The organism is Micrococcus sp. CH7 (assembly GCF_001595485.1).
Classification (GTDB): domain Bacteria; phylum Actinomycetota; class Actinomycetes; order Actinomycetales; family Micrococcaceae; genus Micrococcus; species Micrococcus luteus.
The window spans coordinates 104,101-117,019 of record NZ_LOSQ01000004.1 but is presented as its reverse complement, the minus strand read 5'-3'; the positions used below and the strand labels follow the sequence as shown (position 1 = coordinate 117,019).

10 protein-coding genes are annotated in these 12,919 nt (G+C 75.6%); 3 read left to right on the top strand and 7 right to left on the bottom strand.

The features are described from left to right. Window positions 1–32 precede the first annotated feature (32 nt). Window positions 33–641: a twin-arginine translocase TatA/TatE family subunit gene (locus AUV08_RS01845; protein WP_049147241.1), complete on the top strand. Its 609-nt coding sequence runs from the start codon at window positions 33–35 to the stop codon at window positions 639–641. A 48-nt stretch (window positions 642–689) separates the two neighbouring features. Here the strand turns inward: AUV08_RS01845 and AUV08_RS01840 are convergent, their stop codons facing one another. The 3 genes from AUV08_RS01840 to AUV08_RS01830 are packed head-to-tail and all read right to left on the bottom strand — an operon-like array spanning window position 690 to window position 3,922. Further along, window positions 690–1,838: an Mrp/NBP35 family ATP-binding protein gene (locus tag AUV08_RS01840; protein WP_061867035.1), complete on the bottom strand. Its 1,149-nt coding sequence runs from the start codon at window positions 1,836–1,838 to the stop codon at window positions 690–692. Next, window positions 1,835–2,614, bottom strand: coding sequence for a DUF1003 domain-containing protein (locus AUV08_RS01835; RefSeq protein WP_061867034.1), 780 nt, complete (start codon window positions 2,612–2,614; stop codon window positions 1,835–1,837). The genes AUV08_RS01840 and AUV08_RS01835 overlap by 4 nt, the downstream gene beginning before the upstream one ends. 39 nt (window positions 2,615–2,653) lie before the next feature. Beyond that, complete coding sequence (locus tag AUV08_RS01830; protein ID WP_010080556.1) at window positions 2,654–3,922, bottom strand: magnesium transporter MgtE N-terminal domain-containing protein; 1,269 nt, start codon at window positions 3,920–3,922, stop codon at window positions 2,654–2,656. 92 nt (window positions 3,923–4,014) lie between these two features. Here AUV08_RS01830 and AUV08_RS01825 point away from each other — a divergent pair, with 92 nt between their 5' ends. Continuing rightward, window positions 4,015–4,791, top strand: coding sequence for a general stress protein (locus tag AUV08_RS01825; protein WP_061873074.1), 777 nt, complete (start codon window positions 4,015–4,017; stop codon window positions 4,789–4,791). A gap of 6 nt (window positions 4,792–4,797) precedes the next feature. On the opposite strand, the gene AUV08_RS01820 is transcribed toward AUV08_RS01825, so the two are convergent. Together AUV08_RS01820 and AUV08_RS01815 are read right to left on the bottom strand one after the other, a co-directional pair. Beyond that, window positions 4,798–6,603, bottom strand: coding sequence for a pyruvate kinase (locus AUV08_RS01820; protein WP_061867032.1), 1,806 nt, complete (start codon window positions 6,601–6,603; stop codon window positions 4,798–4,800). A gap of 33 nt (window positions 6,604–6,636) precedes the next feature. Then, window positions 6,637–8,235: an aminopeptidase P family protein gene (locus tag AUV08_RS01815; protein WP_061867031.1), complete on the bottom strand. Its 1,599-nt coding sequence runs from the start codon at window positions 8,233–8,235 to the stop codon at window positions 6,637–6,639. Window positions 8,236–8,299: 64 nt separating this feature from the next. Between AUV08_RS01815 and AUV08_RS01810 the strand changes: the two genes are divergently transcribed. Beyond that, the gene (locus AUV08_RS01810; RefSeq protein ID WP_049147253.1) at window positions 8,300–9,160 is read left to right on the top strand and encodes a PHP domain-containing protein; all 861 of its coding nucleotides are present in this window, start codon (window positions 8,300–8,302) and stop codon (window positions 9,158–9,160) included. 118 nt (window positions 9,161–9,278) lie between these two features. Here the strand turns inward: AUV08_RS01810 and AUV08_RS01805 are convergent, their stop codons facing one another. Together AUV08_RS01805 and AUV08_RS01800 are read right to left on the bottom strand one after the other, a co-directional pair. Further along, the gene (locus AUV08_RS01805) at window positions 9,279–11,087 is read right to left on the bottom strand and encodes a DEAD/DEAH box helicase (protein ID WP_061867030.1); all 1,809 of its coding nucleotides are present in this window, start codon (window positions 11,085–11,087) and stop codon (window positions 9,279–9,281) included. Window positions 11,088–11,338: 251 nt separating this feature from the next. After that, window positions 11,339–12,904, bottom strand: coding sequence for an RNB domain-containing ribonuclease (locus AUV08_RS01800; protein WP_061867029.1), 1,566 nt, complete (start codon window positions 12,902–12,904; stop codon window positions 11,339–11,341). Window positions 12,905–12,919: the final 15 nt, after the last annotated feature.

Here is a 12,919-nt window from a genome sequence, read left to right as displayed (position 1 = left end):
TGGGGCGGTGCCGCTCTAGTAGAGTTGGGAGGGTGTTTGGTATCAACGGCGGCGAGTTCATCATCTTGGCGGTGCTCGCGATCGTCATCCTCGGGCCGGAGAAGCTCCCCGAGTACACGCGCGCCTTCACCGACTGGCTGCGCGTCATGCGCGACAAGGCCGAGGGTGCCAAGGCGCAGTTCAAGGAGGAGACCGGCACGGACTTCGACGAGGTGGACTGGCGCAAGTACGACCCCCGCCAGTACGACCCGCGCCGCATCATCCGCGACGCGCTCCGCGAGCCTGCCGGCGGCTCGTCCACGCCCGCGTCCCGGGCGGCGCAGGCGACGGGCGTCAGCGCCGAGGACGTGCACGGCGGCCTCACCCGCCAGGACCTGGCGGACATGGATCCGCGCACGCTCTTCCGCCGCCCCGCCGGGGCCGGCAGCACCGCCGCCGCGGAGTCCGGTGCCGCCGCACAGACCCGGTCGACCGCGCCCGCCGCCGGGGCGGCCGCCGTGGGCGGCGCCGCCGCAGCCCTGATGGCCTCCGGCCGCGCCGAGGCCCTCGCCGAGGAGCGTCCTGCCGCCGTGGAGACCGCACCGGACCCACTCGAGCTGCTCGGGCTGGCACCCGCCCCCTTCGACGTCGACGCGACCTGACGCCGTCGCGCGCGTCGGGTGCCCCGGCCGGGGCGCCGGCACCCGAGGTCAGCGCGGGGTGAACGGCAGCGGCCGCCCGGCCAGCCCGCGCGGCCGCACGGCCAGCCGCTGCGCGATCTGCGTCAGCGCCCGGCCCGCGGGGCTCTCCGGCGCGGACACCACCACGGGTTCGCCGGCGTCGCCGCCCGCGCGCAGCGCCGGGTCCAGGGGGACGGTGCCCAGCAGCGGCACCTGCGTGTCCAGCACCCCGGACAGCCGCTCCGCCACCTCGGCACCGCCGCCGGTCCCGAACACATCCAGCACGGTGCCGTCCGGCAGGGTCATCGGCCCCATGTTCTCCACGACGCCGGCCACGGTCTGCCCCGTCTGCTCCGCCAGCTGACCGGCGCGCGCGGCCACCTGCGCGGCGGCGTGCTGCGGCGTGGTCACCACGAGCAGCTCCGAGGCGGGCAGCAGCTGCGCCGTCGAGATCGCGATGTCCCCGGTGCCCGGGGGCAGGTCCACGAGCAGCACGTCCAGGTCGCCCCAGTGCACGTCCGTGACGAACTGCTCGAGCGCGCGGTGCAGCATCGGCCCGCGCCAGGCCACCGGCCGGTCCGCGTCGAGGAACATGCCGATCGAGATGACCTTCACGTCCCGCACCACGGGTGGCAGGATCATCCGGTCCAGCTTGGTCGGGGTGGCGGTCACGCCCAGGAGCCCGGGGATGGAGTAGCCGTGCACGTCCGCGTCGATCAGGCCGACGGCGAGCCCGCGCGCGGCGAGCGCGACCGCGAGGTTGGCCGTGACCGAGGACTTGCCCACGCCGCCCTTGCCCGAGGCCACCGCGAGGACGCGCGTGAGCGTGTCCTTCCCGAACGGGTTCGTCGGCCGGGCCGCGCGCAGGGCGTCCTGCAGCGCCAGGCGGCGCTCGGGCTCCATGACCCCGACGCGCACGTCCACGGACCCGCAGCCGGGCACGTCGGCGACGGCGGCGGCCACGTCCGTCTGGATCGTCCCGCGCAGGGGGCACGCGGCGATCGTGAGCAGCACCGCGACCTCGACGACGCCCGGGGCGGTCTCCACGACCGACTCCACCATGCCGAGGTCGGTGATCGGGCGGCGGATCTCGGGGTCCTGGACCGTGGCGAGCCGCTCCAGCACCCGGCGCTCGAGGTCGGTGCGGACCTCGGGCACGGGCAGGCCCAGGGCGCTCATCGGCCGCCCCCGTCCACCGGGCCCGCACCGCCGGCGGGGCCGGTCACCGGACCGGACCCCCCGGCCTCGCGGGCCTCCTGCGCCGCGAGGGTGGCGAGCGTGGTGGTCGTGGGCTCGGCGCCGGCGTCGCCGCGCCGCGCATCCCGGCCGCGGCCCTTGGTCTTCTTGTTCTTGCGGGGCTGGGCCTCGGCGCCCGGGAGGCCGGCGCGCAGCTCCTCCCGGATCTCCTCCCGGATCTCCTCCCGGAGCTCGGCGCGCAGCGCCTCGCGGAGGTCGTCCCTGAGGTCGTCCTGGACGCCGCGCAGCTCGCCGCGCACGAAGTCGCGCGTGGCGACCTCCTGGACGGCCAGCCGCAGACCGGCGATCTCGCGGGTGAGGAACTCGGTGTCGGCGAGGTTGCGCTCGGCGCGGTCACGGTCCTCGCGCAGCGCGACCTTGTCCCGGTCGTCCTGGCGGTTCTGCGCCAGCAGGAGCAGGGGTGCGGCGTAGGACGCCTGGAGGGAGAGCATGAGCGTGAGCGCGGTGAAGCCGAGCTCGGCGGAGTCGAACCGCCACTCCATCGGGCCGAACGTGTTCCAGCCCAGCCAGGCGGCGCAGAACAGCGTCATCCAGACGAGGAACTGCGGGGTGCCCATGAAGCGGGCGATGCCCTCGGTGGCCTCGCCGAAGGCGTCCGGGTTCGGGGCCAGCCGGGGCACGCGGCGCCCGCTGGCGCTCAGCGGGGTGTCCAGGCCGGTGCCGCGGCCCGGGCGCAGGTATCGCGCGGTCTGGGTCATGCTCACACCTCCGGTGTCGTGCGGCGGCGGGCCGCGGGGTCAGGTTGCGGGGCGGGTCTCGGCGTCGTCGAGGTCCATGGCCCGCCAGTCGTCGGGCAGGATGTGGTCGAGCAGGTCGTCCACGCTCACAGCCCCGACGACGCGGTCCTGCTCGTTCACCACGGGGATGCACGTGAGGTTGTAGGTCGCGAGCTCGCGGGTCACGTGGGCGATGGGGGCGAGGTCCGAGACGGCCTCGAGATCCTTGTCCATGATGTTGCCGATCGCCTCCGGCGGCGGGTACCGCAGCAGGCGCTGGAAGTGGACGACGCCGAGGAACCGGCCCGTCGGCGTCTCCAACGGCGGCCGGGCCACGATCACGAGCGAGGCCAGCGCGGGGGAGATCTCCTGCTGTCGGATGGTCGCCATGGCCTCGGCCACGGTGGCCTCCGGGGGGAGGATGACCGGCACGGGGGTCATGAGCGAGCCCGCCGTGCCCTCCTCGTACTCGAGCAGGCGCCGGACGTCCTCGGCGTCCTCCGGCTCCATGCGTTCGAGCAGCAGCTCCTGCTGGGAGTCGGGCAGCTCGTGGAGCAGGTCCGCCGCGTCGTCCGGGTCCATCTCCTCCAGGACGTCGGCGGCGCGGTCGATGTCCAGCTGGGAGAGGATCTGCACCTGGTCGTCGTCGGGCAGCTCCTGGAGCACGTCCGCGAGGCGTTCGTTCTGCAGCTCCCTGGCGACCTCGACGCGGCGCTTCTCCGACATGTCGTGGAGCATGTCCGCCAGGTCGGCGGGCTTGAGGTCCTCGTGCGCGGCGAGGAAGCTCGTGGCCCCCTGCGGGTCGGCCTGCGCCGTCCAGCGGGCCTCGTCCCAGTTCAGCAGGAGGTGCTCGCCCCGCTGGGCGCGGCCGAAGGGGCCGCGGCCGACGATGCGGCGCACGTACAGGTCCGAGACCAGCCAGTCGCCGTTGCGCTGCTGCTCCAGCCCGATGTCCTCCAGGAAGGCCTCGCCCGACCCGTCGGAGAGGCGCACCTTCCGGTCGAAGAGGTCGGCGGCCACCATCTGCTCGGCGCCACGGCGGGAGAACCGGCGCAGGTTGATCAGCCCGGTCGTGATGATCCGGCCCGAGTCCATGGACGTCACCCGCGTCATCGGGACGAAGACGCGCTTCTTGCCGGGGACCTCGATCACGAGGCCGGTGGCGAACGGGGCTGCGGCGGGGCCGCGGTCCAGCACGACGACGTCGCGCAGCCGTCCCAGGCGGTCGCCGAGGGGGTCGAAGACGTCCAGGCCCAGCAGGCGGGCCACGAAGATCTTGGGGGAGCTCACCGACCCAGCCTACGGCGTGCCGGACCGCGGCTCCGTGTCCGCGTACGGCGGACCGCCGCCCGCCCGGGCGCCGGGCCGGGCACAATGGGTCCATGTCGTTCATGATGTCCAACCCTCAGCCCGGCGCCGAGCAGGGCCTGCCCCGCGGAGAGCTGCTGGCCACCTACGCCACCTACGCGCAGGCGCGCGAGCAGGTGGACCGCCTCGCCGCCACGGACTTCCCCGTGAGCGCCGTGTCGATCGTGGGCAAGGACCTGCGGGTCGTGGAGCGGGTGCGCGGCCGGCTGAACTACGCCCAGGTGGCGTTGTCCGCGGGTGTGCGCGGCGTGTTCTTCGGCGGACTGATCGGCATGTTCCTCTACCTGCTGGCCCCCGAGGCCGGCCCGGGGCAGATCCTCACCTCCATGCTGCTGGGCCTGGCGGTGTGGCTGATCTTCGGCGTGATCGGCTTCGCGATGCGTCGGGGCCAGCACGGCTTCGCGTCCTCGCAGGCCGTCGTGCCGACGGCCTTCGACCTCGTGGTCGCGTTCGACCACGCCGCCCGCGCCCGCCAGGAGCTGGGCCTGGGCGGTGCCGCGGCCCCGACGCCGCAGCCGGCCCCGCAGCCGGCGCCCGCCCCCGCCGCGGAGGAGGCCGGGGGCGGGTCCGTGCAGGCCACCCCGGCCGCCGCGCCGTCGTCGGGCGGGTCCCACGCGGCGCCGGCCCCCGGCGGGCCCGAGGCGTCGGCCCGGCCCACTCCGGAGGCGGACACCGCGCCCACCGGCCTGGACCGCTCCTACGGCGTGACCCTGCCCCCGGAGGAGGTCGCCAAGCTCATCGAGGCGCGCGGCGGCCACCCGCCCCGGCCCCAGGACGAACCGCGCGGCTGAGCCCCGTCAGAGGGACCAGGACTCGAGTCGCCGGAGCATGTCGCGCTTCTTGCTCGCATGACCGTGCATCCGGCCCAGGATGTCGCCGAGGACGGTGACGGCGCGGTCGATGTACGGGCCCTTGTTCAGCATCGCGGCCTCGGCCCGCTGCGCCATCGCGGCGTCCGTGATCTCCGCCCGTGAGGGCAGGCCGGTCTTGGCGAGGGACTCGAGGACCTGGGTGGCCCAGATCGCGGGCACGTGCGCCGCCTCGCACAGCCACAGGATCTCCTCCTGCAGCTCGGCCATCCGTGCGAAGCCGGCCTCCACCGCCAGGTCGCCCCGGGCGATCATCACCCCGACGTCCCGCCAGCGCATCGCCTCGAGCAGCATCCGCGGCAGCTGCCGGAAGGCCTCCACCGTCTCGATCTTCAGCGTGATGTCCACGTCCGGCGCGTCCTCGGCCTCGAGCGCGTCGATCAGCTGGGCCACGTCCTCGGCCGAGCGGACGAAGGACATGTTCACCATGTCCGCGTGGCGGGCCGCGAACGGGATGTGGGCGAGGTCCTCGTCCGTGAGGGCCGGGATGTCCAGGTGCGTGTCCGGGAAGTTCACGCCCTTCTCCGCCTTGAGCTTCGCCCCGCGCGGGCCGGCCTGGGTCACCTCGAGGGTGATCTCGTCGTCGGACACCGCCGTGATCCGCGCGCCGATCCGCCCGTCGTCGAGGGAGACCCGGTCGCCGACCGCCGCGTCCGCGAACGCCTGCGCCAGGGTGAGGCCGATCCGGTAGGGCGGCGTGTCGACCGCGGGGACCGGCTCGAGCGAGCGGGCCAGCACGATCTCCTCGCCCTCGTGCACGCGCATGGACTGCTCGAGCGGGGGCAGCGGCCCGACCTCGAGCGGCCCGTGCGGCGTCGTCAGCGCCGTGCCCGTCGCCCAGTAGACCGTCTTGTCCGCCTGCACGAGCACGCCCTCGCCGTCCACCTGCTCGACCTCGAGCCTGCGGTGAGCGCCACGCGCGTCGGTCAGCTCGATCTCGTCGCCGCGCTGCAGGACCGCCAGGGTCGTCCCCTCCGGGTCCGCGAGCGGCACGACGACGGCGCCGTCCGGCCGGTCCGCTGTGGCCACGGCGTCGTGGGGCCCGGCGGCGAGCCACACGCGGGAGGGCTCGGTGACGATCCCGGAGGGGTCCCGGGCGGGCTTCACCTTCACGACGCGCGGTCCCGGCTCGATGGGGCCGGTGCGCACCTTCGGCCCGGCCAGGTCCATCGCGACCAGGGGTGCGGGCCGGCCCGCACCGGCACACCGGCGGACCGCCGCGATCATGGCGGCCCACGCCTGCTCGTCGTCGTGGGCGCAGTTCACGCGCGCCAGGTCCATGCCGGCCTCGGCGATCCGGGCCACGAGCTCCGGGTCCGTGGCGGCCTCGGAGGGCATGGTCACCATGATGCGCGCGTCCCGGTCGCCGCGGGCCGGACCGAGCAGGCTCGCCGCGTTGCGGGCGAGGATGGCGCGGCCCTCGGCGGAGGTCAGGGCGTCGTCCTCGGGCGCGGGGGCGGGGTCGCCGTCGAGCGCGCGGGCGGCGGCCAGCACCGCGTCCACGTGGCCCAGCACGCCGGCCTCCATGCGGCCCAGAGAGGACAGTCCGGCGTCGCTCAGCGCCTCCTGCAGGGGCCGCAGGTCGGTGCCGCGCAGGGCGACGTAGTGCACGAGGTTCCGGGCCGAGGCCCGGTGGCGCTCCCGGACGCGGGAGATGAGGTCGGCGTGCTCCGCCTCGGCGGAGAGGAGGCGGTCGCGGAGGGCGGTGAGCTCGGTGGTCAGGTCGATACCCATGGTCCGAACCCTAGGGGCGCCCTCCGCGCCGGATCACGCCTGGAGCCGCGCCATCCAGGCCTCGATCTCGTCCGGGGTGCGGGGGAGGACCGCGGAGAGGTTCTCGGCCCCGTCCTCGGTCACGAGGATGTCGTCCTCGATGCGCACGCCGATGCCGCGGTACTCCTCGGGGACGGCCAGGTCCTCCTCCTTGAAGTACAGACCCGGCTCGATCGTGAAGACCATGCCCGGCTCGAGCACGCCGTCCAGGTAGAGCTCCCGCTTGGCCTGCGCGCAGTCGTGCACGTCGAGGCCGAGGTGGTGCGAGGTGCCGTGGGGCATCCAGCGCCGGTGGTGCTGGCCCTCGTCCGATAGCGCGACCTCGGCCGAGACCGGCAGCAGGCCCCAGCCGTCGAGGCGGTCGACGAGCACCCGCATGGCCTCGGCGTGGAGCTCGCGGAACCGGATGCCGGGGCGCACGATCGCGAAGGCGGCGTCCGCGGCGTCGAGGACCGCCTGGTAGATGCGGCGCTGCACGTCCGTGAACGTGCCGGACACGGGCAGGGTGCGGGTGATGTCCGCGGTGTAGAGGGAGTCGTCCTCGACGCCGGCGTCGAGCAGCAGCAGCTCACCCGGGCGCACGGCGCCCGTGTTGCGGATCCAGTGCAGGATCGTGGCGTTGTTGCCGGAGGCCGCGATCGTGTCGTAGCCCAGGTCGTTGCCCTCGAGGCGGGCGCGGGCGAAGAAGGCGCCCTCGACCACGCGCTCGCCGCGGTCGTGGCCCACGGCGCGCGGCAGGGCCCGCACGACGTCCTCGAAGCCCGCGATCGTGGCGGCCACCGAGGCGCGCATCCGCTCGACCTCCCACGCGTCCTTGACCAGGCGCAGCTCGGAGAGGAACTCGGCGGTCTGGGCGTCGGCCTCGGCCGCGGCGGCCAGGTCCACGCCGGCCTCGGTCCGGACGGCGGCCAGCAGCGCGTCCACGTCCTGGTCGGTCTCGGCCAGCAGCCGCACCGCGGTGCCGTCCGCGGCCACGTTCTTGGTGACGGCGGACTCGAGCTCCTCGAGCCCCGCCGTGCGCAGACCCGTGCGGGCGGCCAGGCCGGCCAGGGTCGGACGGGGGCCGATCCAGAACTCACCCGAGCGCGAGTCCGCGTAGAACTGCTCGGTGTCCCGGCCGGCCAGGGGACGGAAGTACAGGGTGGCGGTGTGGTCCGTGCCGTCGTCGCCGGCGCCCGGGTCCGTGGGCTCGAGCACGAGCACGGCGTCCGGCTCGTGGTCCACGCCGAGGCCCGTCAGGTGGGCAAACGCGGAGTGCGCGCGGAAGCGGTAGTCGGTGTCGTTCGAGCGGACCTTGAGGCGGCCGGCCGGCACCACGATCCGCTCGCCCGGGAAGCGCGCGGACACGGCGGCCCGCCGCCGGGCGGCGTACGGGGCCGAGGCGTCGGGGTCGGGCAGGGCCTGCGACGAGGGCGCCCAGTCGGAGGCCATGAAGTCGCGGAAGGCGTTCGAGGCGGGGCGCTGCGAGCGGTTGTCGACGCGCTCGGCCAGCGGCTGGGGGTTCACCGCGCCGGTGCCGTCGGCGCCCGCCTCGGGGGCGGCGGCGGGCTGGTCGGGGGTGGTCTGGGCGGGGTGCTGTGCGGCATCGGTCATGCCCTCCATCATGGCACCGGTGGGCGCGGGCAGGTCGGGGCCGCCGCGCGCGGGTCTCGGTACCATGGCCGCCATGGCCCGCTACGACCTGCACACGCACTCGACCGAGTCCGACGGCACCGAGCCGCCGGCCGACGTGGTGCGTGCGGCGGCGCGGGCCGGGCTGGACGGCCTCGCGCTCACCGACCACGACACGACCGCCGGCTGGGCCGAGGCCGCCCACGCCGCGCGGGAGACCGGGCTGACGCTCGTGCCCGGCATGGAGATGTCCTGCACCTCCGCCGACGGCGTGAGCGTGCACGTGCTCAGCTACCTGCACGACCCCGAGGACCCCGCCCTGCTGCGGGAGGTCGGCCTGGCCCGCGACGCGAGGCTGATCCGGGCGCAGGAGATGGTGCGGCGCCTGGGCGCGGACTTCCCGATCACGTGGGAGCTGGTCCAGGAGCACGCGGCGGAGAACGCGACGATCGGCCGGCCCCACCTGGCCGACGCCCTCGTGACGATCGGGGCCGTCCCGGACCGCTCCGCGGCGTTCCGGGAGATCCTCGCCGGCCGGTCCAAGTACTACGTGCCGCACTTCGCCCCGGACCCGGCCGAGGCGGTCGCGCTCATCCGGGCCGCCGGCGGGGTGCCGGTGTTCGCGCATCCCCGGGCGCGCATGCGGGGCCGCGTGGTGGGCGACGAGGTGTTCGAGCAGATGGCCGAGGCCGGACTGGCGGGGGTCGAGGTCGAGCACCGGGACAACCCGGCGGAGGAGCGCACCTGGCTGCGCGCGTTCGCGGACCGGCACGGGCTGTTCGTCACCGGCTCGTCCGACTACCACGGCACGGGCAAGCCCAATCCGATCGGCGAGCACACCACGGGCGCGGAGGTGCTCGCCGAGATCGAGCGGCAGGGCACCGGCACGGCGATCATCCGCGGCTGAGCCCGGACGGCCGGGGCGACGGCGGAGGATCCGTTGCGCGAATGACCCTTCCGGCCGCCTGCACGGCGGTCAGAAGGGTCATTCGCGCAGAAGACTCCCGGGGGCCCGGAAGGGAGGGTCAGCCGTCCACGACCTCGCCGTTGCGGCGGCGCGTGCGGGTGCGGCCGCCCCGGCGACGACGGGCCTCGGCCCGCGCCTCGGCGCGCTCGGCCCGGCGGGCCTCCGTCAGCTCGACGCCGGCCACCGGCTCCGGCGTCCGGGCTGCGGGGGCCTCGGAGCGCGAGGCGGTGCGCTCGCGGCCCTCGCCGCGACCACGGCCCCGGCCCTCGGCGCGCTGCTCGGCGGGTACCTCACCACGCCCGCGGGCCGAGCGCTCGCCGCGGCCTCCGCCGCGTGCATCGTCGCGGCCCTCGCCGGAGCGGCCGCCCCGGTTCCGTCCGCCACGTCCGCCGCGGCCGCCCTCACGGCCGCCGCGCTCGCCGTCGCGGGACCGACCGCCCTCGCGACCCCGTCCGCGGCCGCCGTCGCGCTGCTTCGCCTCGGGGCCGCCGAGGTCCTCGAGCGTCTCGCCCTCGAGGCCCTCGAGCACGCGCTTGGCCTGCGGCAGACGGCCCTTCGTGCCCTTCGGGATGCCGAGGTCGGAGAACAGGTGCGGGGAGGAGGAGTAGGTCTCCACCGGCTCGGGCTGGCCGAGGCCGAGCGCCTTGTCGATCAGGGACCAGCGCGGCATGTCCTCCCAGTCCACGAGGGTCACCGCCACGCCCTTGTTGCCGGCGCGGCCCGTGCGGCCCACGCGGTGCACGTAGGTCTTCTCGTCCTCCGGCGCCTGGAAGTTGAACACGTGCGTGACGTCGTCGACGTCGATGCCGCGCGCCGCGACGTCGGTGGCCACGAGGATGTCCACCTTGCCGTTGCGGAACGCGCGCAGCGCCTGCTCGCGGGCGCCCTGGCCGAGGTCGCCGTGCAGCGCGCCGGCCGCGAAGCCGCGCGCCGTCAGCTCGTCCGCCACGCGAGCGGCCGTGCGCTTGGTGCGCGTGAAGATGATGGTCCGGCCGCGGCCCTCGGCCTGCAGGGCGCGGGCCACGAGCTCGTCCTTGTCCATGTGGTGGGCGCGGTAGACGAGCTGACGGATGTCCTTCTTCGTCAGGCCCTCGTCCTCCGGGTCCGCCGCGCGGATGTGGGTCGGCTGCGTCATGTAGCGGCGCGCCATCGCGACCACGGGACCCGGCATGGTGGCCGAGAACAGCATGGTCTGACGCACGGCCGGGACGGCGGCGAGCAGGGTCTCGACGTCGGGGAGGAAGCCGAGGTCCAGCATCTCGTCGGCCTCGTCCAGCACCACCGTGTTCACCAGGTCCAGGCGCAGGTGGCGCTGGCGCATCAGGTCGATGAGGCGGCCGGGGGTGCCGACGACGATCTCGACGCCGCGCTGCAGCTCCTCGATCTGCGGCTCGTAGGCGCGGCCGCCGTAGATGGTGGCGATGCGCAGGGGGCGCCGGGCCGCGGCGGCCGTGAGGTCGCCGGCCACCTGGACGGCGAGCTCGCGCGTCGGGGCGACGATCAGGGCCTGCGGGGCGCCCGCGGTGCCCTTGGCCTCGAGGCCGTCCCAGCCGGGCTCGCCCGGGCCGATGGCGCGCTGTAGCGCGGGGATGCCGAAGCCGAGGGTCTTGCCGGTGCCGGTCTTGGCCTGGCCGATGATGTCGTGGCCGCCGAGGGCGACCGGCAGGGTCATGGCCTGGATGGGGAAGGGGTGGACGATGCCCTTGGCCTCCAAGGCCTCGACGATCGCGGGGTGCACCCCGAAGTCGGCGAAGGTCTGCTCGGGGGCCACGGGGGCGGCGTCCTCGGTGACGATGTCCTCCGCGATCGCGGCGACCGTCGGGTCGAGATCGGCGGAGGCGGGGGTGTGCTCGGAGTTCTGGGTCATGGCGACTCGCGTTCCTGGTCAGGCGTCGTCACGGCGGGCGGAAGGCCCGGCTCCGCCGTGCGCGCGGTTCAAGCGGAAGCCGATCGCGAGGCAAGCACGCGGAGCGGCCGACGGGCGGCGCCCCGTGGAACCGGGCCGGGCGCGCCGTACGCGGCGGGCCGTGCCGGATCCGGCAGGTCATGGTGCCGTCCCGGGCGTCAGGGGCGCGGGCGGCGGGTCAGGGTGATCAGAGAGCGACCGGTCATCCTGGGTCAGCGTGAGCTGTGCGGCCAGTCTACCCCCGCGGCCATGATCGCACCCGAGGCACGGTCCACGCCCTCGATCCGCACGCGCACCCGGGTGCCCGCCGGGACGCCGCCCGGCACCCGCAGGCTCACGGCCGGGTCGAGCAGCCACACCTCCGTGCCGTCCTTCGCCTCGCGCACCGCGATCCCCTCGAGCTCCGCGCCGACGCGGGACTCGAGCGCCGCCGCCTCCACGAGGTCCGCCGCCGTCCGGCTCGCGGCCGAAGCCCGGCGCGACGAGTCCGCCATGAGGGCGGGCAGCTCGGGCAGGGCGCTGCGGACCCACGCGGGGGCGGGGGCGCCGACGGCGTGGGCGTGGCACAGGGCCAGGACGAAGCGGTCCACGAGCCGGCGCAGCGGAGCGGTGGCGTGGGCGTAGGGGGCGGCGAGCGCGGCCTGGGCCGGTTCGTCCGGCGGCGTGCGCAGGCCCGGGTCCTCGGTCTGCGCGTCGAAGGCCGTGTACCCGGCGCCGCGGAACAGCCCGGTGGCCGCGTGCAGCACCGCCAGGTGCCGCGCGTCGGCGGGGTCGAGGGAACGCAGGTAGGCGCCGTAGTCCTGGCCCTCGTCCCACGGGGCGCCCAGGGCGCGCGTGCGCTCTCGGAAGGCGGCGACGGCGTCGGCGTCCGGCGCCGGCATCGTGCGCAGGATCCCGACCCCGGCGGCCAGCATCAGCTCGGCCGCGGCCATGCCGGTCAGCAGGGAGAGCTGGGCGTTGTGCTCCTCCGCCGGCAGCGGCGCCCGGTGCACGAGCTCGTGCGCCCCGTCCTCGGTGACACGGACCTCCTGGTCCGGCAGGTTCAGGGAGGCACCGCCGCGGGCGGCCTCCTGCGCGGCCCGCCGTCGGCCCACCTCCGGCAGCAGCGCCAGCGAGTCGCGCACCTCGGCCGGCCACCCCTCGGCGGCGGCCCGGTCCGCGTCGGTGACCCCGGGACGCGGCGTCGTCGGCGCCTGCGCCCCCGGCTGTGCGTCGAGGAAGGCCTGCACCTGCCCGTAGGTCAGCTGCGCCCGGGAGCGGACGCGGGCGCGTTCGAGGCCGGTCTCGACGACGACGCCCGCGGCGTCCAGCAGGAACGTCCAGACGAACGCCGGGCGCTCGCGGTCGGGCAGCAGGGAGGCGGCGTCCTCGCTCAGCACCTCCGGGTGCAGGGGGACCCGGCCGTCGGGCAGGTAGACGGTCTGGCCGCGGCGGCGGGCCTCGGCGTCCACGGCGCCGCCCGGGGCCACGAAGGCGGGCACGTCCGCGATCGCGTAGCGGACGAGGATGCCGTCGTCGTCGGCGGGGGTCAGGAGCAGGGCCTGGTCCAGGTCCGTGGAGCCGGCGGGATCCACGGTGACAAACGGCAGGGCCGTGCGGTCCGCGTGGTCCGGGCTCCCGGTCAGGCCCGCGTGCACCTCACGCGCGGCCGCCTCCGCCTCGGCCAGGACGGGGGCGGGGAAGGCCGGCGGCAACTCGAGCTCCGTCCACAGGGCGGCGAGACGCTCGAGCAGGGCCGGGTCGGCGGGGCCGCGGAGGCCGAGGGCGTGAGGCGACATGGCGATGCTCCTGGG

Excerpts from the sequence above, each read along its gene's own strand:
- AUV08_RS01840 (WP_061867035.1), bottom strand. The coding sequence starts at position 1,838 with ATGAGCGCCCTGGGCCTGCCCGTGCCCGAGGTCCGCACCGACCTCGAG.
- AUV08_RS01835 (WP_061867034.1), bottom strand. The coding sequence starts at position 2,614 with ATGACCCAGACCGCGCGATACCTGCGCCCGGGCCGCGGCACCGGCCTG.
- AUV08_RS01825 (WP_061873074.1), top strand. The coding sequence starts at position 4,015 with ATGTCGTTCATGATGTCCAACCCTCAGCCCGGCGCCGAGCAGGGCCTG.
- AUV08_RS01820 (WP_061867032.1), bottom strand. The coding sequence starts at position 6,603 with ATGGGTATCGACCTGACCACCGAGCTCACCGCCCTCCGCGACCGCCTC.
- AUV08_RS01815 (WP_061867031.1), bottom strand. The coding sequence starts at position 8,235 with ATGACCGATGCCGCACAGCACCCCGCCCAGACCACCCCCGACCAGCCC.
- AUV08_RS01810 (WP_049147253.1), top strand. The coding sequence starts at position 8,300 with ATGGCCGCCATGGCCCGCTACGACCTGCACACGCACTCGACCGAGTCC.
- AUV08_RS01805 (WP_061867030.1), bottom strand. The coding sequence starts at position 11,087 with ATGACCCAGAACTCCGAGCACACCCCCGCCTCCGCCGATCTCGACCCG.
- AUV08_RS01800 (WP_061867029.1), bottom strand. The coding sequence starts at position 12,904 with ATGTCGCCTCACGCCCTCGGCCTCCGCGGCCCCGCCGACCCGGCCCTG.